This window comes from Pseudomonas morbosilactucae, from assembly GCF_023241715.1.
Classification (GTDB): Bacteria; Pseudomonadota; Gammaproteobacteria; order Pseudomonadales; family Pseudomonadaceae; genus Aquipseudomonas; species Aquipseudomonas morbosilactucae.
This window is the reverse complement of record NZ_JALQCW010000038.1, coordinates 44,644-71,196: the sequence shown is the minus strand read 5'-3', so window position 1 is coordinate 71,196 and position 26,553 is coordinate 44,644. Positions and strand designations below refer to the sequence as shown.

21 protein-coding genes and 2 pseudogenes are annotated in these 26,553 nt (G+C 61.4%); 6 read left to right on the top strand and 17 right to left on the bottom strand.

The window, feature by feature from the left end; translation table 11 throughout:
• Together M1B34_RS16720 and M1B34_RS16715 are read right to left on the bottom strand one after the other, a co-directional pair.
• A pseudogene (locus M1B34_RS16720) lies at positions 1 to 165 on the bottom strand (two-component system sensor histidine kinase CreC); the annotation flags it as partial.
• A 439-nt stretch (positions 166 to 604) separates the two neighbouring features.
• Positions 605 to 2,456 (bottom strand): annotated as a pseudogene (locus tag M1B34_RS16715) (sigma-54-dependent Fis family transcriptional regulator).
• A gap of 290 nt (positions 2,457 to 2,746) precedes the next feature.
• Here M1B34_RS16715 and M1B34_RS16710 point away from each other — a divergent pair.
• From M1B34_RS16710 to M1B34_RS16685, 6 genes are read left to right on the top strand one after another with little or no spacing between them, the layout of a single operon-like run.
• Positions 2,747 to 3,841, top strand: coding sequence for an ABC transporter ATP-binding protein (locus M1B34_RS16710; protein WP_123335489.1), 1,095 nt, complete (start codon positions 2,747 to 2,749; stop codon positions 3,839 to 3,841).
• The gene (locus tag M1B34_RS16705; protein WP_268263422.1) at positions 3,841 to 4,938 is read left to right on the top strand and encodes an ABC transporter ATP-binding protein; all 1,098 of its coding nucleotides are present in this window, start codon (positions 3,841 to 3,843) and stop codon (positions 4,936 to 4,938) included. The genes M1B34_RS16710 and M1B34_RS16705 overlap by 1 nt, the downstream gene beginning before the upstream one ends.
• The gene (locus M1B34_RS16700) at positions 4,935 to 5,801 is read left to right on the top strand and encodes a carbohydrate ABC transporter permease (protein ID WP_123335492.1); all 867 of its coding nucleotides are present in this window, start codon (positions 4,935 to 4,937) and stop codon (positions 5,799 to 5,801) included. Before M1B34_RS16705 ends, M1B34_RS16700 begins: the two co-directional genes overlap by 4 nt.
• 7 nt (positions 5,802 to 5,808) lie before the next feature.
• Positions 5,809 to 6,609, top strand: a complete 801-nt coding sequence (locus tag M1B34_RS16695) for a carbohydrate ABC transporter permease (protein ID WP_123335494.1) — start codon at positions 5,809 to 5,811, stop codon at positions 6,607 to 6,609.
• Between the two features lie 10 nt (positions 6,610 to 6,619).
• A complete protein-coding gene (locus M1B34_RS16690; protein ID WP_123335496.1) occupies positions 6,620 to 6,892 on the top strand; it encodes a DUF2160 domain-containing protein in 273 nt (90 codons plus the stop codon).
• 52 nt (positions 6,893 to 6,944) lie between these two features.
• Complete coding sequence (locus M1B34_RS16685) at positions 6,945 to 8,687, top strand: ABC transporter substrate-binding protein (protein ID WP_268265670.1); 1,743 nt, start codon at positions 6,945 to 6,947, stop codon at positions 8,685 to 8,687.
• 71 nt (positions 8,688 to 8,758) lie between these two features.
• On the opposite strand, the gene M1B34_RS16680 is transcribed toward M1B34_RS16685, so the two are convergent.
• The 15 genes from M1B34_RS16680 to aceA form a co-directional block, all read right to left on the bottom strand.
• On the bottom strand, positions 8,759 to 9,073 hold the full coding sequence (locus M1B34_RS16680) for a helix-turn-helix domain-containing protein (RefSeq protein WP_268265669.1): 315 nt from the start codon (positions 9,071 to 9,073) through the stop codon (positions 8,759 to 8,761).
• 252 nt (positions 9,074 to 9,325) lie between these two features.
• A complete protein-coding gene (gene nuoN / locus M1B34_RS16675; RefSeq protein ID WP_123335502.1) occupies positions 9,326 to 10,789 on the bottom strand; it encodes an NADH-quinone oxidoreductase subunit NuoN in 1,464 nt (487 codons plus the stop codon).
• 7 nt (positions 10,790 to 10,796) lie between these two features.
• On the bottom strand, positions 10,797 to 12,329 hold the full coding sequence (gene nuoM / locus M1B34_RS16670; protein ID WP_123335504.1) for an NADH-quinone oxidoreductase subunit M: 1,533 nt from the start codon (positions 12,327 to 12,329) through the stop codon (positions 10,797 to 10,799).
• 39 nt (positions 12,330 to 12,368) lie between these two features.
• Positions 12,369 to 14,222, bottom strand: a complete 1,854-nt coding sequence (nuoL, locus tag M1B34_RS16665) for an NADH-quinone oxidoreductase subunit L (protein ID WP_123335506.1) — start codon at positions 14,220 to 14,222, stop codon at positions 12,369 to 12,371.
• Positions 14,219 to 14,527 (bottom strand): NADH-quinone oxidoreductase subunit NuoK, encoded by a 309-nt coding sequence (nuoK, locus tag M1B34_RS16660; RefSeq protein ID WP_044463936.1) that lies wholly within the window; start codon positions 14,525 to 14,527, stop codon positions 14,219 to 14,221. Before nuoK ends, nuoL begins: the two co-directional genes overlap by 4 nt.
• A gap of 4 nt (positions 14,528 to 14,531) precedes the next feature.
• Positions 14,532 to 15,032 (bottom strand): NADH-quinone oxidoreductase subunit J, encoded by a 501-nt coding sequence (gene nuoJ, locus M1B34_RS16655; protein WP_123335507.1) that lies wholly within the window; start codon positions 15,030 to 15,032, stop codon positions 14,532 to 14,534.
• A 9-nt stretch (positions 15,033 to 15,041) separates the two neighbouring features.
• Positions 15,042 to 15,590, bottom strand: a complete 549-nt coding sequence (gene nuoI, locus M1B34_RS16650; protein WP_007920177.1) for an NADH-quinone oxidoreductase subunit NuoI — start codon at positions 15,588 to 15,590, stop codon at positions 15,042 to 15,044.
• Between the two features lie 11 nt (positions 15,591 to 15,601).
• The gene (gene nuoH, locus M1B34_RS16645; protein WP_123335509.1) at positions 15,602 to 16,609 is read right to left on the bottom strand and encodes an NADH-quinone oxidoreductase subunit NuoH; all 1,008 of its coding nucleotides are present in this window, start codon (positions 16,607 to 16,609) and stop codon (positions 15,602 to 15,604) included.
• Positions 16,606 to 19,320, bottom strand: a complete 2,715-nt coding sequence (gene nuoG / locus M1B34_RS16640; protein ID WP_268265668.1) for an NADH-quinone oxidoreductase subunit NuoG — start codon at positions 19,318 to 19,320, stop codon at positions 16,606 to 16,608. Before nuoG ends, nuoH begins: the two co-directional genes overlap by 4 nt.
• A gap of 135 nt (positions 19,321 to 19,455) precedes the next feature.
• A complete protein-coding gene (gene nuoF, locus M1B34_RS16635) occupies positions 19,456 to 20,811 on the bottom strand; it encodes an NADH-quinone oxidoreductase subunit NuoF (protein WP_123335513.1) in 1,356 nt (451 codons plus the stop codon).
• Positions 20,808 to 21,305 (bottom strand): NADH-quinone oxidoreductase subunit NuoE, encoded by a 498-nt coding sequence (gene nuoE / locus M1B34_RS16630; RefSeq protein WP_123335515.1) that lies wholly within the window; start codon positions 21,303 to 21,305, stop codon positions 20,808 to 20,810. The genes nuoF and nuoE overlap by 4 nt, the downstream gene beginning before the upstream one ends.
• 2 nt (positions 21,306 to 21,307) lie before the next feature.
• The gene (nuoC, locus tag M1B34_RS16625) at positions 21,308 to 23,092 is read right to left on the bottom strand and encodes an NADH-quinone oxidoreductase subunit C/D (RefSeq protein WP_123335517.1); all 1,785 of its coding nucleotides are present in this window, start codon (positions 23,090 to 23,092) and stop codon (positions 21,308 to 21,310) included.
• A 73-nt stretch (positions 23,093 to 23,165) separates the two neighbouring features.
• Positions 23,166 to 23,840, bottom strand: a complete 675-nt coding sequence (locus M1B34_RS16620) for a NuoB/complex I 20 kDa subunit family protein (protein WP_123335519.1) — start codon at positions 23,838 to 23,840, stop codon at positions 23,166 to 23,168.
• A 10-nt stretch (positions 23,841 to 23,850) separates the two neighbouring features.
• Positions 23,851 to 24,264 (bottom strand): NADH-quinone oxidoreductase subunit A, encoded by a 414-nt coding sequence (locus tag M1B34_RS16615; RefSeq protein WP_011062185.1) that lies wholly within the window; start codon positions 24,262 to 24,264, stop codon positions 23,851 to 23,853.
• A gap of 585 nt (positions 24,265 to 24,849) precedes the next feature.
• Positions 24,850 to 26,175, bottom strand: coding sequence for an isocitrate lyase (gene aceA, locus M1B34_RS16610; protein WP_123335521.1), 1,326 nt, complete (start codon positions 26,173 to 26,175; stop codon positions 24,850 to 24,852).
• Positions 26,176 to 26,553: the final 378 nt, after the last annotated feature.

Below are 26,553 nucleotides of genomic sequence, written 5' to 3'. Positions count from 1 at the left end.
TCCGGGGGCGATTCTGCTGGCTCGATGCGCAACTGCTTGCGCTGGATTGCGCGCGGCTGGCCTATCGAGCAGCTCTTTGAGCAGGGCGCCAAGGGCACCGCCACCCGTTTCTTCCAGGCCCTGGCGCTGCTCGACCTGGGCCAGGTTCAACAGACGCTCGATCAAACACCCCCCTGTAGGAGCCGGCTCGCCGGCGATGGGGCCTGTGAATATGGTGCAAGGCTCGTTGACGCCATCGCTGGCAAGCCAGCTCCTACACCAAATCACGACTCACACCCCCCTGTAGGAGCCGGCTCGCCGGCGATGGGGCCTTTAAATATGGCGCAAGGCTTGTTGACGCCATCGCTGGCAAGCCAGCTCCTACACCAGATCACGACTCACACACCCCTTGTAGGAGCCGGCTCGCCGGCGATGGGGCCTGTGAATATGGCGCAAGGCTCGTTTGCGCCATCGCTGGCAAGCCAGCTCCTACATCAGGTCACGACTCACACCCCCCCTTGTAGGAGCCGGCTTGCCGGCGATGGGGCCTGTGAATATGGCGCAAGGCCCGTTGACGCTATCGCTGGCAAGCCAGCTCCTACAGCGGATGCGGGGTTTGGGTGCATCAGTTGTCCACTTGCCGTAACCGCTTGTAGAGGGTGTTGCGGCTGACGCCCAGGCGTCGGGCCAGATGGGAGATGTTGCCGCCCACGGCCTGCAGCTGGCGCTGCAGGTCGGCCATGTCGTCCAGGTCCATGCGGCTGGTGGGGAGCGGGGTGGCGACGGGCTGCATCTCCAGGTCGACAAAAAAAATCATCCGGCAGATGTTCGGCCCGCACCGGCTGGTCCTCGGCCATGGCCAGGGCCACCTGGATCACGCTGCTGACCTGGCGCAGGTTGCCGGGCCAGGGGTGGCGTTCGAACAGCTCCAGCACATCGCGGCTCAAGCCTGCCCATTGGCTGGGCTCGCGGTGTTGCTCCCAGATCCGCTTGAACAGCGCCTGCTTGTCGCTGCGTTCGCGCAGGGGTGGCAGTTCCAGGGTCAGGCCGCCGATGCGGTAGTAAAGGTCTTCCCTGAAACGCCCCAGTTGCACCTGTTCGCGCAGGGCGCGGTTGGTGGCGGAGATGATGCGCAGGTCCACCGGGAACAGTTCGCTGCTGCCCACCGGTTGTACACAGCGCTCTTGCAGCACCCGTAGCAGCCGTGCCTGGGTCGGCAGGGGCATATCGCCAATCTCGTCGAGGAACAGCGTGCCTTGGTCGGCGCTGCGGATCAGGCCGATGCTGCCCTTTTGGTTGGCACCGGTGAAGGCGCCTTTTTCATAGCCAAACAGTTCAGACTCCACCAGCTCGGCGGGGATCGCCGCACAGTTCACCGCGACCAGCGGCCGTTTGCTGCGCGAGCTGGCCTGGTGCAGGGCGGTGATGAAGATCTCTTTGCCGACCCCGGTTTCGCCGTGGATCAGCAGCGGAATGTCCTTCTCCAGCAGGCGTTCAGCCTGGCGCACGGCCTTTTCCACCCGGCTGTCGCCAAAGTGCAGGGTGCCGAGGCTGATGGCTTCGTGGCCGGGCGTGGCCGTCGGGCTGGCGGCTGAGGCCGCTACCCTCGTCTGGGTCGGCGCCAGCAACGGCCGCTTAAGCAGGCAGTGGAAGCGATTGCGCCCGGAGGCCTGCAGGGCAAAAGGCAAGCCCTCGGGCTGGTTGAGCAGTTCAGACAGCGAGACCTGGAACAGCTGTTCGATGCCGACCCGGGACAGGCTGAGGCCCAGCAGATTGTCGGCGCGGCGGTTGGCGGAGAGCACCTGGCCACTGTCATCGAAAATCAGCAGGCCGGCCCATTGGCTGTCCAGGTTGTTCAGCCCGGTGTTGAAGGTCAGTTGGAAATGCCGCCCTTGGAACAAGTTGAGGATCAGCCGGTTCTCCACCGTCTGGCTCATCATTTTGACCATGCCCAGGGTGTGGGAGGGCGGCAGGTAACTGTCGCTGGACACATCCAGCACGGCGATCAGCTTGCGCTCGGCGTCGAAGATCGGTGCCGCCGAACCGGTCATGAAACGGTTGGCCTTGAGGAAGTGTTCATCGTGTTCGATGTGCACCGCCTGGGCACAGGCCAGGGCGGTGCCGATGGCGTTGGTGCCGGTGCAGTGTTCCTGCCAGTTGGCCCCGGCCTTGAAGCCGCGACTCAGGGCCGGGTCGATAAAGCGCTGGGTGCCCCAGGACGTCAACACCTGGCCCTGGTGGTCGGCGAGCATGATCAGGCAGTTGGAGTTGCTGAGGATGTTCTCGTAATAGGGCAGCACTTCCTGGTGGGTGGTGTGCACCAACGATTGCTGGCTGTCCAGCAATTGGGCGATGCCCTGGGCCGGCAGCGGGTCGAAGGCCGGGGCGCTCTGATGGTCGAGGCCGAACGCCCGGCATCGGTTCCAGGAGTCCTTGATGATGGTGTCGTGGGGCAGATTCGGGGCGGGGGAGCTCATGGCGGTCAGCCTCTGAAACGCTTTTTTGTTGTTGTTATGGGGCGTACGCCGGCAAGGAGGGCGGTGCCCAAGCGTCCATTCAGTGTTGTTCACAATTGTTCATTGTCAACCGAGCGGCTGTTCAATTGTTCAGTCGAAACTGTTCATTTGTGTTCAGCACTGAAAATTGCCCATGGGCGATTTTCTCCTAATCCGATGCACATCAATGGCTTGGCAGGGAGCATGGGGACTGGCACGAAACTCGCTCTGCTGTCCCGGTCGCTTGACTCCAATAATAAAAAGGCCGAGCCATGTCATTAACACTGGAGCACGTCAGTCGCGTCGTCGAGGGCCAGACCTGGATCGATGATGCGTCGCTGCGTTTTGAACCCGGGTCCTTCAATGTCCTGCTGGGGCGCACCCTGTCCGGCAAGACCAGCCTGATGCGGCTGATGGCCGGCCTGGACAAGCCCGACAGCGGGCGCATCCTGATGAACGGGGTGGACGTCACCCAGCGCCCGGTGCGCCTGCGCAACGTGTCCATGGTCTACCAGCAGTTCATCAACTACCCGACCATGACCGTGTTCGAGAACATCGCCTCGCCGCTGCGCCAGGCCGGGGTGTCGGCCGAGCTGATCCAGAGCAAGGTGCTGGAAACCGCGCAGATGCTGCGTATCGAGAAATTCCTGCAACGCCATCCGTTGGAACTGTCCGGCGGCCAGCAGCAGCGCACGGCCATGGCCCGGGCCCTGGTCAAGGACGCCGAGCTGATTCTGTTCGACGAGCCCCTGGTCAACCTCGACTACAAGCTGCGTGAAGAGTTGCGCCAGGAGATGCGCGAGCTGTTCGAGGCGCGCCACACCATCGCCGTCTACGCCACCACCGAACCCAATGAAGCCCTGGCCCTGGGCGGCACCACCACCATCCTTCATGAGGGCCGCGTGGTGCAGAGCGGCAAGAGCGCCGAGGTCTATCACCAGCCGCAGACCATGCTGGCTGCCGAGCTGTTTTCCGAGCCGCCGATCAACCTGATGCCCGGGCGCATTGCCGGCAATGAAGTGAGCTTCGCCAATTTCGTGCACTTCCCGCTGAACGTGGACCTGCGGCCGATTGGCGAGGGTGAGTTCCGCTTCGGTGTGCGCCCGAGCCATATCTCGCTGGTGCCCAGCAACGACGACGACCTGGAACTGGCGGTGACCGTCGAGGTGGCGGAAATCAGCGGCTCGGAAACCTTCCTCCACGTACGCAACGAGCATTTCCTGTTGGTGCTGCACCTTCCCGGCGTCCACGAATACGACGTCGACGCGCCGATCCGCATCTACATCCCCACCCACAAACTGTTTGTCTTCGATGCCCAGGGCCGTTTGGTTCAGGCCCCGGGACGGCGTGTCGCGAGGGTTGCCTGATGGCTGAAATTCGTTTGCAAAACCTCGCCCACAGCTACAGCCGTCACCCGGCCGCGCCCGAGGACTACGCGATCCGCGAGATGAACCATGTGTGGGAGCAGGGCGGCGCCTATGCCTTGCTCGGGCCGTCTGGCTGCGGCAAGTCGACCCTGCTCAATATCATCTCCGGGCTGCTCAGCCCGTCGGAAGGCCAGGTGCTGTTCGACACCCGGGTGGTCAATGACCTGACCCCGGAGAAGCGCAACATCGCCCAGGTTTTTCAGTTTCCGGTGGTCTACGACACCATGACGGTGTTCGACAACCTGGCCTTTCCCCTGCGTAACCAGGGCATGGCCGAAGCGAAGATTCACAGCAAGGTGCAGGAGATTGCCGAAGTCCTGGATTTGCAGGCCCTGCTGAACAAGAAGGCGCGCAATCTCAGCGCCGACGAGAAGCAAAAGGTTTCCATGGGCCGCGGGCTGGTGCGCGACGACGTATCGGCGATCCTGTTCGACGAACCGCTGACGGTGATCGACCCGCACCTGAAATGGAAACTGCGGCGCAAGCTCAAGCAGATCCATGAGCAGTTCAACATCACCATGGTCTACGTCACCCACGACCAGCTCGAAGCCTCGACCTTCGCCGACAAGATTGCGGTGATGTACGGCGGGCAGATCGTCCAGTTCGGTACGCCGCGGGAGTTGTTCGAGCGCCCGAGCCACACCTTTGTCGGCTATTTCATCGGCAGCCCGGGAATGAACCTGATCGAGGTGCGCGCCGAAGCCGGGGGCGTGCGCTTTGCCGGCACCCATGTGCCGTTGTCCGAGGCGCTGCAGCGGCGCATCGCCGAGACCGATTACAGCAGCCTGAAAGTCGGCATTCGCCCCGAGTTTGTCCATGTCTGGGATGAACCTTATGAGGACGGGCTGCAGGCCGAGGTGGTGCACGTCGAAGACCTGGGCACCTACAAGATCATGACCTTGAGGCTTGATGGCGCCCTGCTGAAAGTGCGCCTGACGGAAGACAAGCCTGTGCCCCAGGGCCAGGCCTGCATCAGCTTTCCGGCCCAATGGCTGATGGTCTATGCCGATGACTACCTGCTGGAGGTGCAGCCATGAACAAGGTGCAGAACAATAAGGCCTGGTGGCTGGTATTACCGGTGTTCCTGCTGGTGGCCTTCAGTGCGGTGATCCCGATGATGACCGTGGTCAACTATTCGGTGCAGGACATTTTCGATCAGTCGAGCCGCTATTTCGTCGGTGCCGACTGGTATCGGCAGGTGCTGCTGGACCCGCGCCTGCACGATTCGCTGCTGCGCCAGTTCATCTACTCCGCCTGCGTGCTGCTGATCGAGATTCCCCTGGGCATCGCCATCGCCCTGACCATGCCCAGCAAGGGGCGCTGGTCGTCCCTGGTGCTGATCATTCTGGCGATCCCGCTGCTGATTCCGTGGAACGTGGTGGGCACCATCTGGCAGATCTTCGGCCGTGCCGACATCGGGCTGCTGGGCTCGACCCTGAATGCCATGGGCATCAGCTACAACTACGCGGCCAACACCATGGACGCCTGGGTCACGGTGCTGGTGATGGACGTCTGGCACTGGACCTCGCTGGTGGCGCTGCTGTGCTACTCGGGGTTACGGGCCATTCCGGACGTGTACTACCAGGCCGCACGCATCGACCGGGCATCGAGCTGGGCGGTGTTTCGGCATATCCAACTGCCGAAGATGAAGAGCGTGCTGCTGATCGCGGTGATGCTGCGCTTCATGGACAGTTTCATGATCTACACCGAGCCTTTTGTGCTGACCGGCGGCGGGCCAGGCAATGCCACCACCTTCCTCAGTCAGACCCTGACCCAGATGGCGGTCGGGCAATTCGACCTGGGCCCGGCGGCGGCGTTTTCCCTGGTGTACTTCCTGATCATTCTGTTGGTGTCCTGGCTGTTCTACACCGCCATGACTCACTCCGACGCCAGCCGCTGAGGTCGCCATGAGCAAGAGAAAGCTGATTCCGCTGCTGATCTACATCCTGTTCCTGCTGGTGCCGATCTACTGGTTGCTGAACATGTCGTTCAAGAGCAACACCGAGATCCTCGGCGGCCTGACCCTGTGGCCCCAGGACTTCACCTGGCACAACTACAAGGTGATCTTCACCGACCCCAGTTGGTACACCGGCTACCTCAACTCGCTGTACTACGTGAGCCTGAACACGGTGATCTCCCTGAGCGTGGCGCTGCCGGCGGCGTATGCGTTCTCGCGCTACCGCTTTCTCGGCGACAAGCACCTGTTCTTCTGGCTGCTGACCAATCGCATGGCGCCGCCCGCGGTGTTCCTGCTGCCGTTCTTCCAGCTGTATTCCTCCATCGGCCTGTTCGATACCCACATCGCCGTGGCCCTGGCCCACTGCCTGTTCAACGTGCCGCTGGCGGTATGGATCCTTGAAGGCTTCATGTCTGGGGTGCCGAAGGAAATCGACGAGACGGCCTACATCGACGGCTACAGTTTTCCCAAGTTCTTCGTGAAGATCTTCGTCCCGCTGATTGGCTCGGGCATCGGCGTCACGGCGTTTTTCTGCTTCATGTTTTCCTGGGTCGAGCTGCTGCTGGCACGGACCCTGACCTCGGTCAACGCCAAACCCATTGCTGCGGTGATGACGCGCACGGTGTCCGCCTCGGGGATCGACTGGGGCGTGTTGGCGGCGGCGGGGGTGCTGACCATCTTGCCGGGCATGCTGGTGATCTGGTTTGTCCGTAACCATGTGGCCAAGGGCTTTGCCCTGGGCCGGGTCTGAGGAATCGATGATGGAATGGATGGCCTGGACCACCCCCACGGCAGCCTTCTTTGGTGCCATCGCCCTGTTGCTGGTGGGCATGACCAGCTGGGAATTGCGTTCGCCGAGCATTCCTCGGCGCGGCTTTCTGCCGATTGTCACTACCCGTGGCGATCGGCTGTTTATCGGTCTTCTCGGCAGCGCCTACCTGCACCTGATGGTGATAGGCGTGACCGACTGGAGCATTTGGGTGGCGTCCGCGCTGTCCCTGGTGTGGCTGTTGGTGGTGATGCGTTGGGGTTAGCCGGGCACCCTTGCTTGGCGATCCCGCTCCGAAATCTAACCAGGAGGTCTCTATGTTCGACAAAAACAATAAGCTGCGACATAGCGTTTCATTGGCAGCCATGCTGGCACTCAGCGGGTTGAGTGCTGTGGCCTGGGCCGATGCCTATGAGGACGCGGCGAAGAAGTGGATTGGCAGCGAATTCAAGCCGTCCACCCTCACTGAAGCCCAGCAGTTGGAAGAGCTGAAGTGGTTTATCAAGGCCTCCGAGCCGTTCCGCGGGATGAAGATCAACGTGGTCTCGGAAACCCTGACCACCCACGAGTACGAGTCCAAGGTGCTGGCCAAGGCGTTCAGCGAAATCACCGGGATCAAACTGACCCACGACTTGCTGCAGGAAGGCGACGTGGTGGAGAAGCTGCAAACCCAGATGCAGTCCGACAAGAACATCTACGACGGCTGGGTCAACGATTCGGACCTGATCGGTACGCACTTTCGCTATGGCAAGACAGAATCCATCACCGACCTGATGGCCAATGAGGGCAAGGCCTACACTTCGCCGACCCTGGACCTCAAAGACTTCATCGGCATCTCCTTCACCACGGCGCCGGACGGCAAGATCTATCAGCTTCCCGACCAGCAATTCGCCAACCTCTACTGGTTCCGCGCCGACTGGTTCGAGCGGGCCGACTTGAAAGCCAAGTTCAAGGAGAAGTACGGCTACGAGTTGGGCGTGCCAGTGAACTGGTCGGCCTATGAAGACATCGCCAAATTCTTCACCGAAGACGTCAAGGAAATCGACGGCAAGCGGGTCTATGGGCACATGGACTACGGCAAGAAAGACCCGTCCCTGGGTTGGCGTTTCACCGATGCCTGGTTCTCCATGGCCGGCGGCGGCGACAAGGGGCTGCCCAACGGCTTGCCGGTGGACGAGTGGGGGATTCGTGTGGAGGACTGCCACCCGGTGGGTTCCAGCGTCACCCGAGGCGGCGACACCAACGGCCCGGCAGCGGTCTTCGCCACACAGAAATACGTGGATTGGATGAAGGCCTATGCCCCCCCGGAAGCGGCGGGCATGACCTTCTCCGAATCCGGGCCGGTGCCGTCCCAGGGCAATATCGCTCAGCAGATCTTCTGGTACACCGCTTTCACCGCCGACATGACCAAGCCGGGCCTGGCGGTGATGAACGCCGATGGCACGCCAAAATGGCGGATGGCGCCGTCACCACGTGGACCGTACTGGGAAGAGGGCATGAAGCTGGGGTATCAGGACGTGGGCTCCTGGACCTTTATGAAGTCCACGCCGGAGAAACAGAAACTGGCGGCCTGGCTGTATGCCCAGTTCGTGACCTCGAAAACCGTTTCGCTGAAGAAAACCATCGTCGGCCTGACACCGATTCGCGAGTCGGACATCAACTCCCAGGCCATGACCGACCTGGCGCCGAAGCTCGGTGGTCTGGTGGAGTTCTACCGCAGTCCGGCCCGGGTGCAATGGACCCCGACCGGGACCAACGTACCGGACTATCCGCGCCTGGCTCAGCTGTGGTGGAGCCACATCTCGGAAGCCGCCAGTGGCGAGAAAACTCCGCAACAGGCCCTCGACGGCTTGGCCAAGGATCAGGACGCGATCATGACGCGGCTTGAGCGCTCCAAGGCTCAGGCGGTGTGTGCGCCGAAGATGAACCCGGAACGGGATGCCCAGTACTGGTTCGACCAACCGGGTGCGCCTAAACCGAAACTGGCCAACGAGAAGCCCAAGGGCGAGACCGTCAGCTACAACGAACTGCTCAAGTCGTGGGAGGCGGCGCGTAAATAATTGCCCTTTGTGGTCATCTACAACGGCACCCTCGGGTGCCGTTTTTTTGCCAGGGGCGAAATAGCCGGGTTTCAGGCCAGCGCCGCCAGACGCTCGACCGTATCGGGAAAACGCTCCACCAGGCGAATCAGGGTGGTGGCCAGGGCATTGGGCCTGGCCCGTCCCTGCTCCCAGTTTTCCAGGGTCCGGGTATTGGTGCGCAGGTACATGGCAAACACCGATCGGGACAGGTTCAGTTGCTGGCGTACGGCGAGCACTTCTTCTGCGGTGATGGGGGGCAATTTGGGTAGCTTTATATGATGGGTGCGCAGGGTGATCTTGCCTTGGCGCTCATCAGCCAGGGCGTCCACGCCTTCCAACAGTTCGGAGAAAATGTCACGTTTCATGGCGGGTTCTGGCCTCTAGTTCAGTTTCCAGCTTGTGCTTGAACAGCTTTCTCTGAGAAAGCGACAGGTCGACTAGTTGGCCTGCCCACTACCTTAAGGCTTTTGCCTGGGGCTGGATGTCAGGCGCGTCTTTAAACGTTGAAGGGCGTTTCTGTAAATGGTGGGAAAGAAGGGGAGGGCGGGCAGTCGGAACCCTGAAATGCAAAACGGCACCCGAAGGTGCCGTTCTGTTTGAACCGTGGAGCGTGGCGATCAGCCCGCCAGGCCCGCGTGCTGGACCAGGGTCAGCAGCGGTTGCGGGTAGACGCCGAGGAAGAACGCCAGCAGGGCAATGGCCAGCAGCATCACGCCACCTGCCTTTTGCTCCCAGTGCAGCTCAGCATCGACGCGACGCAGGTTCGGCTCGATCAGGTACAGGGTGACCATCACGCGCAGGTAGTAGAAGACGCCGATGGCGCTGCCCAGTACCAGGGAACCTACCAGCCACCATTGGTGCGCTTCGACACCGGTAGCGATGATGTAGAACTTGCCGATAAAGCCCGCCGTCAGCGGAATGCCGGCCAGGGACAGCATCATCACGGTCAGCACGGCGGTCAGGTACGGACGACGCCAGAACAGGCCGCGGTACTCGTACAGGGCGTCGGCGTCACGGCCTTTGTACGGCGAGGACATCAGGGTGATCACGCCGAAAGCGCCGAGGCTGGTGATCACGTAGGTGACCAGGTACACACCGATGGCTTCCATCGCCAGGCCCTTGCTGGCGATCAGGGCGATCAACAGGTAGCCGAAGTGGGCGATGGACGAGTAACCCAGCAGACGCTTGAGGTTGCTTTGGGTCAGGGCCAACAGGTTACCGAACAGGATCGAGGCAATCGCGATCACGGTCAGCACGTTGCTCAGCACGCCGGTGTTGGCCACTGGCGACAGCTGGAACAGACGCACCAGCACCGCAAACACTGCCACCTTGCTGGCGGTGGCCAGGAAGGCTGCAACCGGAGCCGGGGCCCCTTCGTAGACGTCCGGGGTCCAGAGGTGGAACGGTACCAGGGACAGCTTGAACGCCAGGCCGATCAGCATCATGCCCAGGCCCAGTTGGGCCAGTGGGCTTGGCAGGCCGGTGGCCGCCAGGGCCTGGCCGATGCCGCTGAAGCTCAGGCTGCCGGCTTCTGCATAAAGCAGGGCCATGCCGAACAACAGGAAGCCCGAACCTGCTGCCGACAGCACCATGTACTTGATGCCGGCTTCCAAGGAGCGCTTGTTGAAGAAGGCATACGCCACCAGGCCGTAGACCGGTACCGAGAGCAGCTCCAGGCCGATGAACAGGCCGGCCAGGTGCTGGGCGCTGACCAGAACCAGACCGCCAGCGGCGGCCAGCAGGATCAGCAGGTACAGCTCTTCACGGTTGCCCGGGTAGCCGGTGCCACCGTCGCCCAGGTAGGCGTGGGCGAGGGTGACGCAGGCCAGGGTGGCCACCAGGATCAGTGCCATGTACAGGCAGGCGAACTGGTCGATTTGCAGCAGTGGCGTCACGGCCAGGGGCGCGACTTTCAAGGCTGGGAAGATCGACAGCAACGCCAGGTTGAGGCCGGCCACGGACAGCAGGAAGGTCTGGGAGTGATTGCGACGCCAGGCGATCGCCAGCATCACCACGACAACGGTGAGGCTGGTGATCAACAGCGGCGCGAGGGCGATAAAGTGTTGAATCGTGAATTCCATAGCGCTCTTACCGGGCCGAAGCGAGTTGAGTGAAGGCGGTGCTGAGCCATTGCTGCACGCCATGCATCGTAGCGGCAGAGGTATCGAGGAACGGTTGCGGGTACACGCCGATGTAGATCAGCAGCACCGCCAGTCCCAGCACCATGATCAGTTCGCGAGCATCCATGCCGTGCAGCACCGCGTCCGATTTGGACGGGCCGAAGTAGGCACGGTGGATCATGATCAGCGAGTAGACCGAACCGAACACCAGGCCGGAGGTGGCAATCGCGGTGATCCATGGTGCGCTGACGAAGGTACCGATCAGGATCAGGAACTCACCCACGAAGTTACCGGTGCCCGGCAAGCCCAGGGACGCGGCTGCGAAGAACAGGCTGATGGCCGGCAAGTAGGCGATACGCGACCACAGGCCGCCCATTTCACGCATGTCGCGGGTGTGAGTGCGCTCGTACAACTGGCCGCTGAGGATAAACAGCGCGGCGGCCGAAACACCGTGGGCCAGCATCTGGATCACCGCGCCCTGCAGGGCTTGCTGGCTGCCGGAGTAGATACCGATCAGCACGAAGCCCATGTGGGAAACGCTGGAGAAGGCGATCAGGCGCTTGATGTCGGTCTGGGCGAACGCCAGGAAGGCACCGTAGAAAATCCCGATCAGGCCCAGGGTCATGGCGATCGGTGCGAACTCGGCCGAGGCGTTGGGGAACAACGGCAGGGCAAAGCGCAGCAGGCCATAGGCCGCGGTCTTCAGCAGGATGCCCGCCAGGTCCACGGAACCGGCGGTCGGTGCCTGGGCGTGAGCATCAGGCAGCCAGGAGTGGAACGGCACCACCGGCAGCTTGACCGCGAAGGCGATGAAGAAGCCGAGCATCAGGATGTACTCGGTGGTCATCGACATCTTGGTCTTCAACAGGTCGGCGTAGTTGAAGGTAATCACGCCGGTGTTGTTGAAGTTGACCAGTACCAGACCGAGGATCGCCACCAGCATGATCAGGCCGGAAGCCTGAGTGAAGATGAAGAACTTGGTCGCGGCGTAGATCCGGGTTTTCTTGCCGTCCGACGAACTGTGACCCCAGAGCGCGATGAGGAAGTACATCGGCACCAGCATCATTTCCCAGAAGAAGAAGAACATGAACAGGTCGAGGGCGAGGAACACGCCGACGACACCGCCCAGGATCCACATCAGGTTCAGGTGGAAGAAGCCCACGTGACGCTGAATCTCTTTCCAGGAGCAGAGTACCGAGAGGATACCCAGCAGGCCGGTCAGCAGGATCATCAACAGCGACAGGCCGTCCAGCGCCAGGTGCACGTTGATGCCGAAGCGTTCGATCCAGACATGCTTGAACTCGATGGCCCAAGTGGGATCGGCGCCGGGCGCCGGAGCAAATGAATAGTTGCCGTGGGCCCACAGCCAGAGGCCAAGGGCGAGTTCCAGGGACATGGTCAACAGCGCAATCCAGCGGGGGAGGGTGGCGCCGAAGCGCTCACCCAGCCAGCACAGCAGGCCGCCGATGAAGGGGATCAGGATTAGCCAAGGCAGAATCATGACGGGCTCAATTCCTTTCGCAAGTTCGCAAGGTTCATATCAGACCGCTACCAGCACGATGGCGCCGATAACCAGCACGGCACCAGCAGCCATCGAGGCGGCATACCAACGCAGTTGACCGGTCTCGGTACGGCTCAGGGCGTTGTGACCCCCTTTGGCCATGCGCGGGATCAAACCGATGGTTTGATCGAGCGGGTCTTTGCGCAGTACATGGCTGATCGCCAGGTATGGCTTGACGAACAGTTTGTCGTAGATCCAGTCGAAGCCCCAGGCAGCGAACCACCAGGCCGAAAGGAAGCGCCCGATGCCGCTGTTGGCAACCGCGGTCACGAAGCGACGCTTGCCGAGGAACAGCAGGGCCGCCAGCAGGATACCGGCCAGGGCAATGGCGCCCGAGGCGATTTCCAGGCTGTGCTTGGCGTCACCACCGGCATGACCCACGCTTTGCGGCAGGACGCCGTGTAGCGGCGGGGTGATCATGGCGCCGATCGCGGTCGACAGAATGATCAGCACACCCAGTGGCAGCCAGTGGGAAATCCCGTGGCCGGCGTGGGCGTCAGTCTTGGCTTCACCGTGGAAGGTGATGAAGATCAGGCGGAAGGTGTACAGCGACGTCATGAACGCGCCGACCAGGCCGGCATACAGCAGGCCGTGGTTACCGCTGGCGAAGGCTTCCCAGAGGATCTCATCCTTGGAGTAGAAGCCCGCAGTCACCAGAGGCAGGGCCGCCAGGGCCGCACCGCCGACGATGAAGCTGGCGTAGGCCAACGGCAGTTTCTTCCACAGGCCGCCCATCTTGAAGATGTTCTGCTCGTGGTGGCAGGCAACGATCACCGCACCGGACGCGAGGAACAGCAGGGCCTTGAAGAAGGCGTGGGTCATCAGGTGGAAGATTGCGCCGTCCCAGGCGCCAACGCCCAGGGCCAGGAACATGTAGCCGATCTGGCTCATGGTCGAGTAGGCGAGGATACGCTTGATGTCGGTCTGCACCAGGGCGGCAAAGCCGGCCAGGACCAGGGTCACGCCGCCGACCACGCCCACCAGGTGCAGGATGTCCGGCGCCAGGGTGAACAGGCCGTGGGTACGGGCGATCAGGTAGACACCGGCGGTCACCATGGTGGCGGCGTGAATCAGTGCCGACACTGGGGTTGGACCGGCCATCGCGTCTGCCAGCCAGGTTTGCAGCGGCAGTTGCGCCGATTTACCGACTGCGCCGCCCAGCAGCATCAGGGTCGCCAAGGTGATCCAGAAGTCGCCGGCCTGGAACTTCTGCGGTGCCAGCACCAGCAGTTCCTGGACGTTCAGCGTGCCCACTTGTTGGAACAGGATGAACAGGCCGATGGCCATGAACACGTCGCCGATACGGGTGACGATAAAGGCCTTGAGGGCGGCGTTACCGTTGTTGCGGTTGCTGTAGTAGAAACCGATCAACAGGTAGCTGCACAGGCCCACGCCTTCCCAACCGAAGTACAGGAACAACAGGTTATCGCCGAGGACCAGGAACAGCATGCTGGCGATAAACAGGTTGGTGTAGGCGAAGAAGCGCGAGTAACCGTCTTCACCGCGCATGTACCAGGACGCGAACAGGTGGATCAGGAAGCCTACACCGACGACCACGCCGAGCATGGTCACGGACAGTCCATCCAGGTAGAGGGCGAAGTTCGGTGCGAAACCGTCCACCGACATCCACTGCCACAGCACTTGGGTGTAGTGACCACCCTCGGGCGGCGCGACGTTGAATTGCCAGATCACGTAGGCGGTGACGATGGCCGAGAGGCCAATGGAGCCGACACCGATCAGGGCTGCAAGGTTTTCCGAGAGGCGTCCACGGGAGAACGACAGCAGCAGGAAACCGATCAGGGGGAATACGAAAGTCAGAAAGAGAAGGTTCATCCGCGCATCTCGCTGGCTGCATCGATATCGAGAGTGTGGAAGCGGCGATACAGCTGCAACAGGATCGCCAGGCCAATACTGGCCTCGGCGGCTGCCAGGCTGATCACCAGGATGAACATCACTTGTCCATCCGGCTGCGCCCAGCGGGCGCCAGCGACGATGAAGGCCAATGCCGAGGCGTTCATCATCACTTCCAGGCTCATCAACACGAAGAGGATGTTACGGCGGACCATCAGGCCGACCAGACCGAGGCAGAACAGGATGCCGGCAACGGCCAGGCCATGTTCGAGAGGGATAGCAGGCATGGTATTACTCCTTCGCCTCGTTGCGGCCCAAATGGAACGCCGTGACGGCTGCGGCGAGCAGCAGCATCGAGGCGAGTTCGACCACCAGCAGGTAAGGACCGAACAGGCTGATGCCCACTTCCTTGGCGCTGACAGTGGTTTGACCGATACCGGCACCGCTCTGGTGGCTGAACAATACGTACAGCAGTTCAGCCAGCAGCAGCGCGGCGAGAATCACCGGGCCGACCCAGATGCCGGGCTTGAGCCAGATACGCTCTTGCTGCACCGCGGCCGGGCCGAGGTTGAGCATCATCACCACGAACACGAACAGCACCATGATGGCGCCGGCGTAGGCGATCACTTCCAGGGCTCCGGCGAACGGTGCGCCGAGGCAGAAGAAGGTCATGGCCACGGCGATCAACGAAATGATCAGGTAGAGCAGGGCGTGCACAGGGTTGGTGTTGGTGACCACGCGGAGCGTGGACACAACGGCGACACCTGACGCGAAATAGAAAGCGAATTCCATCGTTCTTCCTTAAGGCAGCAAGCTCTTCACGTTGATCGGCTCGGCTTCGTTTTGCGCGGAGCCTTTTGGCTTACCGGCAATGGCCATACCTGCAACACGATAGAAGTTGTAATCAGGGTTCTTTCCGGGACCGGAGATCAGCAGATCTTCTTTCTCGTAAACCAGGTCCTGACGTTTGAACTCGGCCATCTCGAAATCCGGTGTCAGCTGGATCGCGGTGGTCGGGCAAGCTTCCTCGCAGAGGCCGCAGAAAATGCAGCGCGAGAAGTTGATGCGGAAGAAGTCCGGGTACCAGCGACCGTCTTCGGTTTCAGCTTTCTGCAGCGAGATGCAACCCACCGGGCATGCCACGGCGCACAGGTTGCAGGCTACGCAGCGTTCTTCGCCGTCGGGGTCGCGGGTGAGCACGATGCGGCCGCGGTAGCGCGGCGGCAGGTACACCGCCTCTTCGGGGTATTGCAGGGTGTCGCGTTTGCGGAAGCCATGGCCGAAAACCATCACCAGGCTGCGCAACTGGGTACCGGTACCCTTAACGATGTCGCCAATATATTTGAACATGGGTCAAATCCTCACTGAACCGCGCCCGCTGGCGTGTTCAACAACACGATCGCAGCGGTCACCAGCAAATTGATCAGGGTCAGCGGCAGGCAGAATTTCCAGCTGAAATCCATCACCTGGTCATAGCGCGGACGCGGGATAGAAGCGCGCAGCAGGATGAACAGCATGATGAAGAACGCGGTCTTCAGGGCGAACCAGACGAAGGACAGTTGCGGCAGGATGCCGAACGGACCGTGCCAGCCACCGAAGAACAGGGTGACCAGCAATGCCGAGATCAAGATGATGCCGATGTACTCACCGACGAAGAACATGCCCCATTTCATGCCGGCATATTCAATGTGGTAACCGTCGGCCAGTTCCTGTTCCGCTTCCGGCTGGTCGAAGGGGTGACGGTGAGTCACGGCCACGCCAGCGATGAAGAAGGTACAGAAGCCGAAGAACTGCGGAATGATGAACCACAGGTTCTGCGCCTGGTACTCGACGATGTCGCGCATGTTGAAGGAGCCGACCTGAATCACGATGCCCATCAGCGCCAGGCCCATGAACACTTCATAGGACACGGTCTGGGCCGAAGCCCGCAGGGCGCCCAGGAGGGCGAACTTGTTGTTACTCGACCAGCCGGCGAACAGCACCGCGTAGACCGACAAGCCGGCCATGGCGAAGAAGAACAGCAGGCCGATGTTCAGGTCCGCGACACCCCAGGTCGGGGTGATCGGGATGATGGCGAAGGCGATCAGCAAGGCGCTCATGGCCACGACCGGTGCCAGGGTGAAGATCACCTTGTCGGCAAACGGCGGGGTCCAGTCTTCCTTGAAAAACATCTTCAGCATGTCGGCGGCGATCTGGAACATGCCAAACGGGCCAACGCGGTTCGGACCGTAACGGTCCTGCCACCAGCCCAGCAGGCGACGTTCGACAAAGCTCAACAGCGCCCCGCAGACCACAACGGCCAGCAGGATGACGATGGCTTTGATGACCGTCAGGATCACGTCGATCACTTCAGGGGTGAACCAGGTCATTGCGCTGCCTCCTGCAGACCGTCAACGGATTTGCCAAAGATCGCCGGTGGAATGCCCGCCAGGCCAGCAGGCAGGCCCACCAGGCCAGCACCCAGCTCTTCGTTGATGCGCAGTGGCAGACGCAAGGTCTGGCCAGCGACATTCACCGCGAGCAGGGCGCCCTCGTTGACACCCAGGCGATCGGCTTCGGACTTGGCCAGGGCGACATAAGGCGCCGGGATGCGTTCCTGGACCGGAGCGGCTTTGGAAGAGTTCTCTTCGCTGCCGAACAGGTGGTAGAACGGCACCGCTTGCCAAGTGCCTTGCGCCGGGGAGAAGGCGCGTGGCGCAGTGGCGAACCAGTTGAGCCGGTCGCCCTGGGTTTCGATCAGGCGGGTGCCCGGGTCACCGGCACGCAGATGACCACCGACTTCGTCCTGGAACTTGTTCCACGCCTGCGGCGAGTTCCAACCTGGCGACCAGGCGAATGGCACTTGCTGACGGGGTTCGGCGGAGCCCGAGTAACCTTCCATGGAGAAGGCGAACGCGGTGTCGGTGTCTTGCGGGGTGCGCGGTTCGTGCACGCTGATGTTGGCGCGCATGGCTGTACGGCCGGAGTAACGCAGCGGCTCACGGGCCAGCTTCATGCCCTTGATGCGGAATGCTGCGGACGGTGCGGCGTCGACGATACGGGCCAGTTGCGGTGCGCTGGAAGCGACGGCAGCCGTCACGTGGTCGAGCTGGGTCCAGTCGATCGGCTGGTTCAGCAGGGTGGCACGCAGGGCATGCAGCCAGCGCCAGCCTTCGTGGACCAGGATGCTGGCGTCCATGTACTTCGGATCGAAGACCTGGAAGAAGCGCTGGGCACGCCCTTCCTGGCTGACCAGAGTACCGTCGCCTTCGGCGAAGCTGGCTGCTGGCAGGACCAGGTGGGCGCGGTCGCTGGTGGCGGTTTTCTGGTGGTCGGCGACGATCACGACTTTCGCCGCGTTCAGCGCTGCATCCACCTTGGCCGAATCGGTGCGGGTGTAGAGGTCGTTTTCCAGGACCACGAGTGCATCGGCCTGGCCGTCGATCACCGCTTGCAGGGCGGCATCCACCGACTCGCCACCGAGCATGGCCAGGCCGAGGCTGTTGGCTTCCGGCACGATCAGGCTGATGGAACCGGCTTTTTCGCGCAGCTTCAGGGCCTTGGCGATGTTGGCAGCGGCTTCGATCAGCGCCTTGGAACCCAGGGAGGTACCGGCAATGATCAACGGACGCTTGGCCGCCAGCAGGGCGTCGGCGATGCGCTTGGCCAGCTCCAGGGCTTCGCTGTCCAGGCCTTCAACGGCCGGGGCGCTGGCGTCGAGGGCGTGGGCCACAGCGAAACCGATACGCGCCAGGTCGTCGGGGGCTGCGTGTACGCATTCCTCGGCCACGTCGTCGAGCTTGGTTTCAGCCAGGCTGGCGATAAACAGCGGGTTCAGCGCGTGCTGGCCGATGTTCTTCACCGCGGCGTCGAGCCAAGGCTGGACGCGCATGGCGTCGGCCATTTCTTCGGCCTTGCCCTTGACCGACTGGCGCAGGGCCAGGGCCATGCGGGCGGCGGTTTGGGTCAGGTCTTCACCGAGGACGAAAATCGCGTCGTGGTCTTCGATGTCGCGCATGTTCGGTACCGGCAGCGGGCTGTCGTTCAGCACTTGCAGGACCAGACGGATGCGCTCCAGCTCGGAGGCTTCGATACCCGAGTAGAAGTGCTCGGCGCCGACCAGTTCACGCAACGCGAAGTTGCTTTCCAGGCTGGCGCGTGGCGAACCGATACCGACGATGTTGCGACCGCGCAGCAGGTCGGCGGCTTTATCCAGCGCGTCGTCCAGGCTCAGCTTGGCGCCATCGGCCAGCAATGGCTGACGTGGGCGGTCTTCGCGGTTGACGTAGCCATAGCCGAAACGGCCACGGTCGCACAGGAAGTACTGGTTGACCGAACCGTTGTAACGGTTCTCGATGCGGCGCAGCTCGCCGTAACGTTCGCCCGGGGAGATGTTGCAACCGCTGGAGCAGCCATGGCAGATGCTCGGCGAGAACTGCATGTCCCATTTGCGGTTGTAGCGCTCGGAGTGAGTCTTGTCGGTGAACACACCGGTCGGGCAGACCTCGGTGAGGTTGCCGGAGAACTCGCTTTCCAGCACGCCGTCTTCAACGCGACCGAAGTACACGTTGTCGTGTGCGCCGAATACGCCGAGGTCGGTGCCGCCGGCGTAGTCCTTGTAGAAACGCACGCAGCGATAGCAGGCAATGCAGCGGTTCATTTCGTGGGAAATGAACGGGCCGAGGTCCTGGTTCTGGTGGGTACGCTTGGTGAAGCGATAACGGCGCTCGTTGTGGCCGGTCATCACCGTCATGTCTTGCAGGTGGCAGTGACCGCCTTCCTCACAGACCGGGCAGTCGTGGGGGTGGTTGGTCATCAGCCATTCAACAACACTGGCGCGGAAGGCCTTAGATTCTTCATCGTCGATGGAGATCCAGGTGTTGTCGGTGGCCGGCGTCATGCAGGACATGACGATACGACCACGGGTGTCGTTCTCGTCGGTGTACTGCTTGACCGCGCACTGGCGACAGGCACCGACGCTACCTAAAGCGGGGTGCCAGCAGAAATAAGGGATGTCGAGGCCTAGTGACAGACATGCCTGTAACAGGTTGTCTGCCCCATCGACTTCGAGCGCTTTGCCGTCTACGTGGATAGTGGCCATGGTTCAAAGGTCTTCGTTGGCCCGGTGTCAGCGGGCGTGGCTAATGGAATCTTGTTATGCATGCGAATCAACACAGCCGTTCACGGCGTCATCGCACGGCGGGCGAGGGGCACGGACCCTTCGCCCTTTTAAGCGTTACGCGCCGACTACGATCGGTCGGGCCAGAGGCGGGACGGCGGCGCTGGTAGGCGCGATGCCGGCTTCGAACTCTGGACGGAAGTATTTGATGGCACTGCCCAACGGCTCCACGGCACCCGGTGCGTGAGCACAGAAGGTCTTGCCCGGGCCGAGGAAACCCACCAGGCCCAGCAGGGTCTCGATGTCACCGGGCTGGCCTTCGCCTTTCTCGATGGCCATCAGGAGCTTGACGCTCCACGGCAGACCGTCGCGGCACGGGGTGCAGAAACCACAGGATTCACGGGCGAAGAACTGCTCCATGTTGCGTAGCAGGGACACCATGTTGACGCTGTCGTCCACCGCCATGGCCAGGCCGGTACCCATACGGGTGCCGACTTTGGCGATGCCGCCGGCGTACATTTGTGCGTCCAGGTGTTCAGGCAACAGGAAACCGGTACCGGCGCCGCCTGGCTGCCAGCACTTGAGCTTGAAGCCGTCGCGCATGCCGCCGGCGTAGTCTTCGAACAGCTCGCGCGCGGTCACGCCGAACGGCAGTTCCCACAGGCCTGGGTTCTTCACTTTGCCGGAGAAGCCCATCAGCTTGGTGCCGTGGTCTTCACTGCCTTCGCGGGCCAGGGATTTGTACCACTCCACGCCGTCGCCGATGATCGCCGGCACGTTGCACAGGGTCTCGACGTTGTTCACGCACGTCGGCTTGCCCCACACGCCCACGGCGGCAGGGAAGGGCGGCTTGGAGCGCGGGTTGGCGCGGCGGCCTTCCAGGGAGTTGATCAGTGCGGTTTCTTCACCGCAGATGTATCGCCCGGCGCCGGTGTGGACGAACAGCTCGAAATCGAAGCCGCTGCCCAGGATGTTCTTGCCCAGCAGGCCCGCGGCCTTGGCTTCTTCCACGGCACGGTTGAGGTGCTTGGCGGCGGTGGTGTATTCGCCACGCAGGAAGATGTAGCCACGGTAGGTTTTCAGTGCGCGGGCACTGATCAGCATGCCTTCGATCAGCAGATGGGGCTGTTGCTCCATCAGCATGCGGTCCTTCCAGGTGTTGGGTTCCATTTCATCCGCATTGCACAGCAGGTAGCGGATGTTCATGGATTCGTCTTTGGGCATCAGGCCCCACTTCACCCCAGTGGGGAAGCCAGCACCGCCGCGACCCTTGAGGCCGGCGTCCTTGACGGTCTGGACGATGTCGTCCTGGGACAGGTCGGCGAAGGCCTTGCGCGCTGCCGCGTAGCCATTCTTGGCCTGGTATTCGTCGAGCCAGATCGGCTCGCCGTCGTCACGCAGACGCCAGGTCAGGGGATGGGTTTCTGCGCTGCGCTGGATGCGGTTGGCAGGGCCGAAGGATGTCAGGGTCATACGTAGCCCTCCAACAGTTTGGCGACGCCAGCAGGCTGTACGTCACCGAAAGTGTCGTCGTCGATCATCAGCGCCGGGGCCTTGTCGCAGTTGCCCAGGCAGCACACCGGCAGCAGGGTGAAGCGGCCGTCGGCAGTGGTTTGGCCCAGGCCGATGCCCAGCTTGCTCTGGATCTCGCTGACCACCGATTCATGGCCGCCGATGTAGCAGACCATGCTGTCGCAGACACGGATGATGTGTCGACCGACCGGCTGACGGAAGATCTGGCTATAGAACGTCGCTACGCCTTCTACGTCGCTGGCCGGGATGCCGAGGATTTCGCCGATGGCGTAGACCGCGCCATCCGGCACCCAGCCACGTTCCTTCTGGACGATCTTCAGGGCTTCGATAGACGCCGCGCGCGGGTCTTCGTAGTGATGCAGCTCGTGCTCGATGGCCGAGCGCTCGGTTTCGCTCAGGGCGAAACGGTCTGTCTGGATAAGCGTGCTGTTCATGCTTAGCGGTCCACGTCGGCCATAACGAAGTCGATACTACCCAGGTACGCGATCAAGTCCGCGACCATGCTGCCGCGGATCACCGAAGGGATCTGCTGCAGGTGCGGGTAGCTTGGGGTACGAATCCGGGTGCGGTAGCTCATGGTGCCGCCATCGCTCGTCAGGTAATAACTGTTGATGCCCTTGGTCGCTTCGATCATCTGGAAGGATTCGTTGGCCGGCATGACCGGGCCCCACGAAACTTGCAGGAAGTGCGTGATCAAGGTCTCGATGTGCTGCAGGGTGCGCTCTTTCGGCGGCGGCGTGGTCAGCGGGTGATCCGCCTTGTACGGGCCTTCCGGCATGTTGCGCATGCACTGGTCGATGATCTTGATGCTCTGGCGCATTTCTTCGACGCGAACCATGCAACGGTCGTAGGCATCGCCATTGGCCGCCAGCGGTACTTCGAATTCGAAGTTCTCGTAGCCGGAGTAAGGGCGCGCTTTACGCAGGTCGAAATCGCAGCCGGTGGAACGCAGGCCTGCACCGGTGACGCCCCATTCCAGGGCTTCCTTGGTGTTGTAGGCGGCGACACCGATGGTCCGGCCTTTGAGGATGCTGTTCTGCAGGGCGGCCTTGGTGTATTCGTCCAAGCGCTTGGGCAACCATTCGACGAAGTCCTTGACCAGCTTTTCCCAGCCGCGAGGCAGGTCGTGGGCAACACCACCGATGCGGTACCAGGCCGGGTGCAGACGGAAACCGGTGATGGCTTCGATCACCGTGTAGGCCTTCTGGCGGTCGGTGAAGGTGAAGAACACCGGGGTCATCGCGCCCACGTCCTGGATGTAGGTGCCCAGGAACAGCAGGTGGCTGGTGATGCGGAAGAACTCGGCCATCATGATGCGGATGACGTCGACCTTCTCTGGGACCTTGATGCCGGCCAGCTTCTCGACCGAGAGCACGTACGGCAGGTTGTTCATCACCCCGCCGAGGTAGTCGATACGGTCGGTGTAGGGGATGAAGCTGTGCCAGGACTGACGTTCGGCCATCTTCTCGGCACCACGGTGGTGGTAGCCGATGTCCGGAACACAGTCGACGATCTCTTCACCGTCCAGTTGCAGGATGATGCGGAAGGCACCGTGAGCCGAAGGGTGGTTCGGGCCGAGGTTGAGGAACATGTAGTCCTCGTTGGCCCCGGAACGCTTCATGCCCCAGTCTTCCGGACGGAAGCGTGCGGCTTCCTCTTCCAGTTGCTGCTTGGCCAGGCTCAGGCTGAACGGGTCGAATTCGGTGGCGCGGGCCGGGAAGTCCTTGCGCAGCGGGTGACCTTCCCAGGTCGGCGGCATCATGATGCGCGACAGGTGCGGGTGGCCCGGGAAATCAATGCCGAACATGTCCCAGACTTCACGCTCGTACCAGTTGGCGTTCGGCCAGATACCGGTCACGGTCGGTACGCTGAGGTCGCTTTCGGATAGGGCGACCTTGATCATCACGTCGCTGTTACGTTCGATCGACAGCAGGTGATAGAACACGGTGAAATCGGCGCCGCTCGGCAGACCCTGGCGCTTGGTACGCAGACGCTCGTCCACGCCATGCAGGTCATAGAGCATGACGTACGGCTTGGGCAGGTTGCGCAGGAAGGTCAGGACTTCAACGAGTTTGGAGCGGGTAACCCACAGCACCGGCATGCCGGTGCGGGTGGCCTGGGCGGTGAACGCCTCAGGGCCAAAACGGTTATTGAGTTCGACGACCACATCCTGGTCGTCAGCCTTATAAGGCGGGATGTACAGAGCACTGCCTGTAGTCATGGTTTTTTATCGCTTTCGGTCAACGTAAAGAATGAAGCCAGCTTCTCGTTTCTTTCTTAAGAGCAGATCTGGATCAGACTTCGTCGGGGCTGCGCAGGTTGGTGACCTGAATACGCTGTTCGCGGCGCTGTTCCTTTTGCGAAGGCATCTCGGCGCGGTATACGCCTTGATCGCCAACGACCCAGGAAAGTGGACGACGCTCCTTGCCAATCGACTCTTGCAAGAGCATCAAGCCTTGCAGGAAAGCTTCAGGGCGCGGTGGGCAGCCAGGCACGTAGACGTCCACGGGCAGGAACTTGTCCACCCCCTGAACAACGGAGTAGATGTCGTACATGCCACCGGAGTTGGCGCACGAACCCATGGAGATAACCCACTTCGGCTCGAGCATTTGCTCGTAGAGACGCTGAATGATCGGCGCCATCTTGATGAAGCAGGTTCCGGCAATAACCATGAAATCCGCCTGACGCGGCGATGCCCGGATCACCTCGGCGCCAAAGCGCGCGATGTCGTGGGGCGCCGTAAAGGCGGTGGTCATTTCCACGTAGCAGCAGGACAGGCCGAAGTTGTACGGCCACAGGGAGTTTTTACGCCCCCAGTTGACCGCGCCACTCAGCACGTCTTCCAGCTTGCCCATGAAGATGTTCTTGTGAACCTGATCCTCTAACGGATCGGAAACGGTTTCCCGTTCGCCGATCGGGTACTGATCGTTAGGAGCATCGGGGTCGATCCTGGTGAGATTGTATTGCATCGCCAAAGCCTCATTGTTTTAGCTTCGCCTGCCGCTTACGACGACCTTCCGGAGCCCAATCAAGAGCCCCCACCCGCCAAAGGTAGACAAGACCTGCCAACAGAATTGCTATGAAAACGAGAGCTTCGACGAATCCGGTCCAGCCGCTTTCGCGGACGGACACAGACCAGGCAAAGAGAAAGAGGGCTTCGATATCGAAGATCACGAAGAGCATCGCGACCAGATAGAATTTGGCTGAGAGCCGCAAGCGGGCGCCACCTGTAGGTAGCATGCCGGACTCGAACGGTTCGTTTTTGCTGCGGCCCCAGGCTTTTGACCCGAGGAGGCTGGAGACACCGAGCATGAAGGCGCAGAGGCCGACAACACCCAGAAGGAAAATGGCAAAGCCCCAGTTGTGGGCCATGAGTCCTGTCGCTTCGGGCATGCTGGTAATCCTTAACAGAGAGCAAGGGTCTCTGAGCTTGATAAAGAGATAAAGCAGTGACGATATGTCGCAGCGCAATGAATCGCGGTGATTTTATGGCTAAACATCGGGCAAGTAAAATTTCTAAAGCGAAATTGTTTATTGGAATAACGACATAGGTCACCTTTGAAGGGCCACAAGCCGCGCCCTGCGGGCATTAGCGGGGGTTTTGTTAATTATGTTTTGTTGTTCATGTAACGACTGTTATTAGGGCTAAATGATAATCAGTATTATTTGGAATGCTTTTTAAACTGTTTTCCATCCCACCCTCGGAAAGTTGCTGTTTATATGCCTGTTACTGCAAGTAGCAGGGGTGCACCTTTTAACCTGTTTCGCCACCGGTAACACCGCCCTGGATCAATATTTTTGTCGGTTGGGTCGGGGGTGTTTGGCCGGCAAAGGGTAGGGCGGCGAGGGCAATCGCGACGAGCTGGCTTCTACCGGGCAAAAAAAACGCCCCGAACCAGTCGGGGCGTCAGGTGTGCAGCACAGCCGTTAGTGTCTAGCGGGTCGGCTGTGGCTGTTTGTTCAAGCCTTGCAGCTCAATCAGTGGAACTGTTCTTCTTCGGTGGAGCCGGTCAGGGCGGTCACCGAGGACGAACCGCCCTGGATCACGGTGGTCATGTCATCGAAGTAGCCGGTGCCCACTTCCTGTTGGTGAGCCACGAAGGTGTAGCCCTTGGCGGCGTCGGCGAACTCCTGCTCTTGCAGCTTCACGTAGGCGGTCATGTCGTTGCGGGCGTAGTCGTGCGCCAGGTTGAACATGCTGTGCCACATGTTGTGAATGCCGGCCAGGGTGATGAACTGGTGCTTGTAGCCCATGGCGGACAGTTCGCGCTGGAACTTGGCGATGGTCGCGTCGTCCAGGTTTTTCTTCCAGTTGAAGGAAGGCGAGCAGTTGTACGACAGCAGTTGGTCCGGGTATTCCTTTTTGATCGCTTCGGCGAAGCGACGGGCCTCGTCCAGGTCCGGCTTGGCGGTTTCGCACCAGATCAGGTCGGCATAAGGCGCGTAGGCCAAGCCACGAGCGATGGCTTGGTCCAGGCCGGCGCGTACTTTATAGAAGCCTTCCTGAGTACGTTGGCCAGTGACGAAAGGCTGATCGTACGGGTCGCAGTCAGAGGTCAGCAGGTCTGCGGCGTTGGCGTCGGTACGGGCCAGGATGATGGTCGGCGTACCGGCAACGTCGGCGGCCAGGCGGGCAGCGGTGAGCTTCTGCACGGCTTCCTGGGTTGGAACCAGTACCTTGCCGCCCATGTGGCCGCATTTTTTCACCGAAGCCAGCTGGTCTTCGAAGTGCACGCCGGCGGCGCCTGCTTCGATCATGCTTTTCATCAGCTCGTAGGCGTTCAGTACGCCGCCGAAACCGGCTTCAGCGTCAGCCACGATCGGCGCGAAGTAGTCGATGTAGCCGTCGTCGCCCGGGTTCTTGCCGGCTTTCCACTGGATCTGGTCGGCACGACGGAACGAGTTGTTGATGCGCTTGACCACGGTTGGAACCGAATCCACCGGGTACAGCGATTGGTCGGGGTACATGGATTCTGCGGAGTTGTTATCCGCAGCCACTTGCCAGCCGGACAGGTAGATCGCCTGGATACCGGCTTTGACCTGTTGCACAGCCTGGCCGCCGGTCAGGGCGCCCATGCAGTTGACGAAATCTTTCTCAGGACGGAAGGACGGCTTGGCCCCTTGGGTGACCAGGTTCCAGAGTTTCTCGGCGCCCATGCGTGCCAGGGTGTGCTCAGGTTGCACAGAGCCACGCAGACGGACCACGTCGGCAGCGGAGTAGGTACGAGTCACGCCTTTCCAGCGCGGGTTTTCAGCCCAGTCTTTTTCAAGGGCTGCAATTTGCTGTTCGCGTGTCAGTGCCATGGAGATAAACCTCGTCGCGTCTTGTGTAAAAAGTCGTTCTTGGGCGGAAAATTCCGGATCGCCATTCACGCATCACAGAAGTGGGCGTGTAGGGCTGCTCGCTGACCAGAAGCTTAGGCGCTCAAGTCGGGTTTGGCGGGGATGGCGACGGGTGAACGATGGGCTCGAGGGGAAAGTGAGCAGGTGAAGGCCAGCTGTCGGGCGTATTCGGGCGTCGTGGGCCTTTATACGATCCATCAGTGTGTTGCCGATCTACCTAATTACGCTTCCGTCCCTCGGGACAACTTCGTTCCAGTCGCAATCTCGTCAAACACACCTTGTGGGCGGTACAGACACGAATCGGCTCAGGTGGGTAGGTTAGAGCGGCGATCCGAAGGC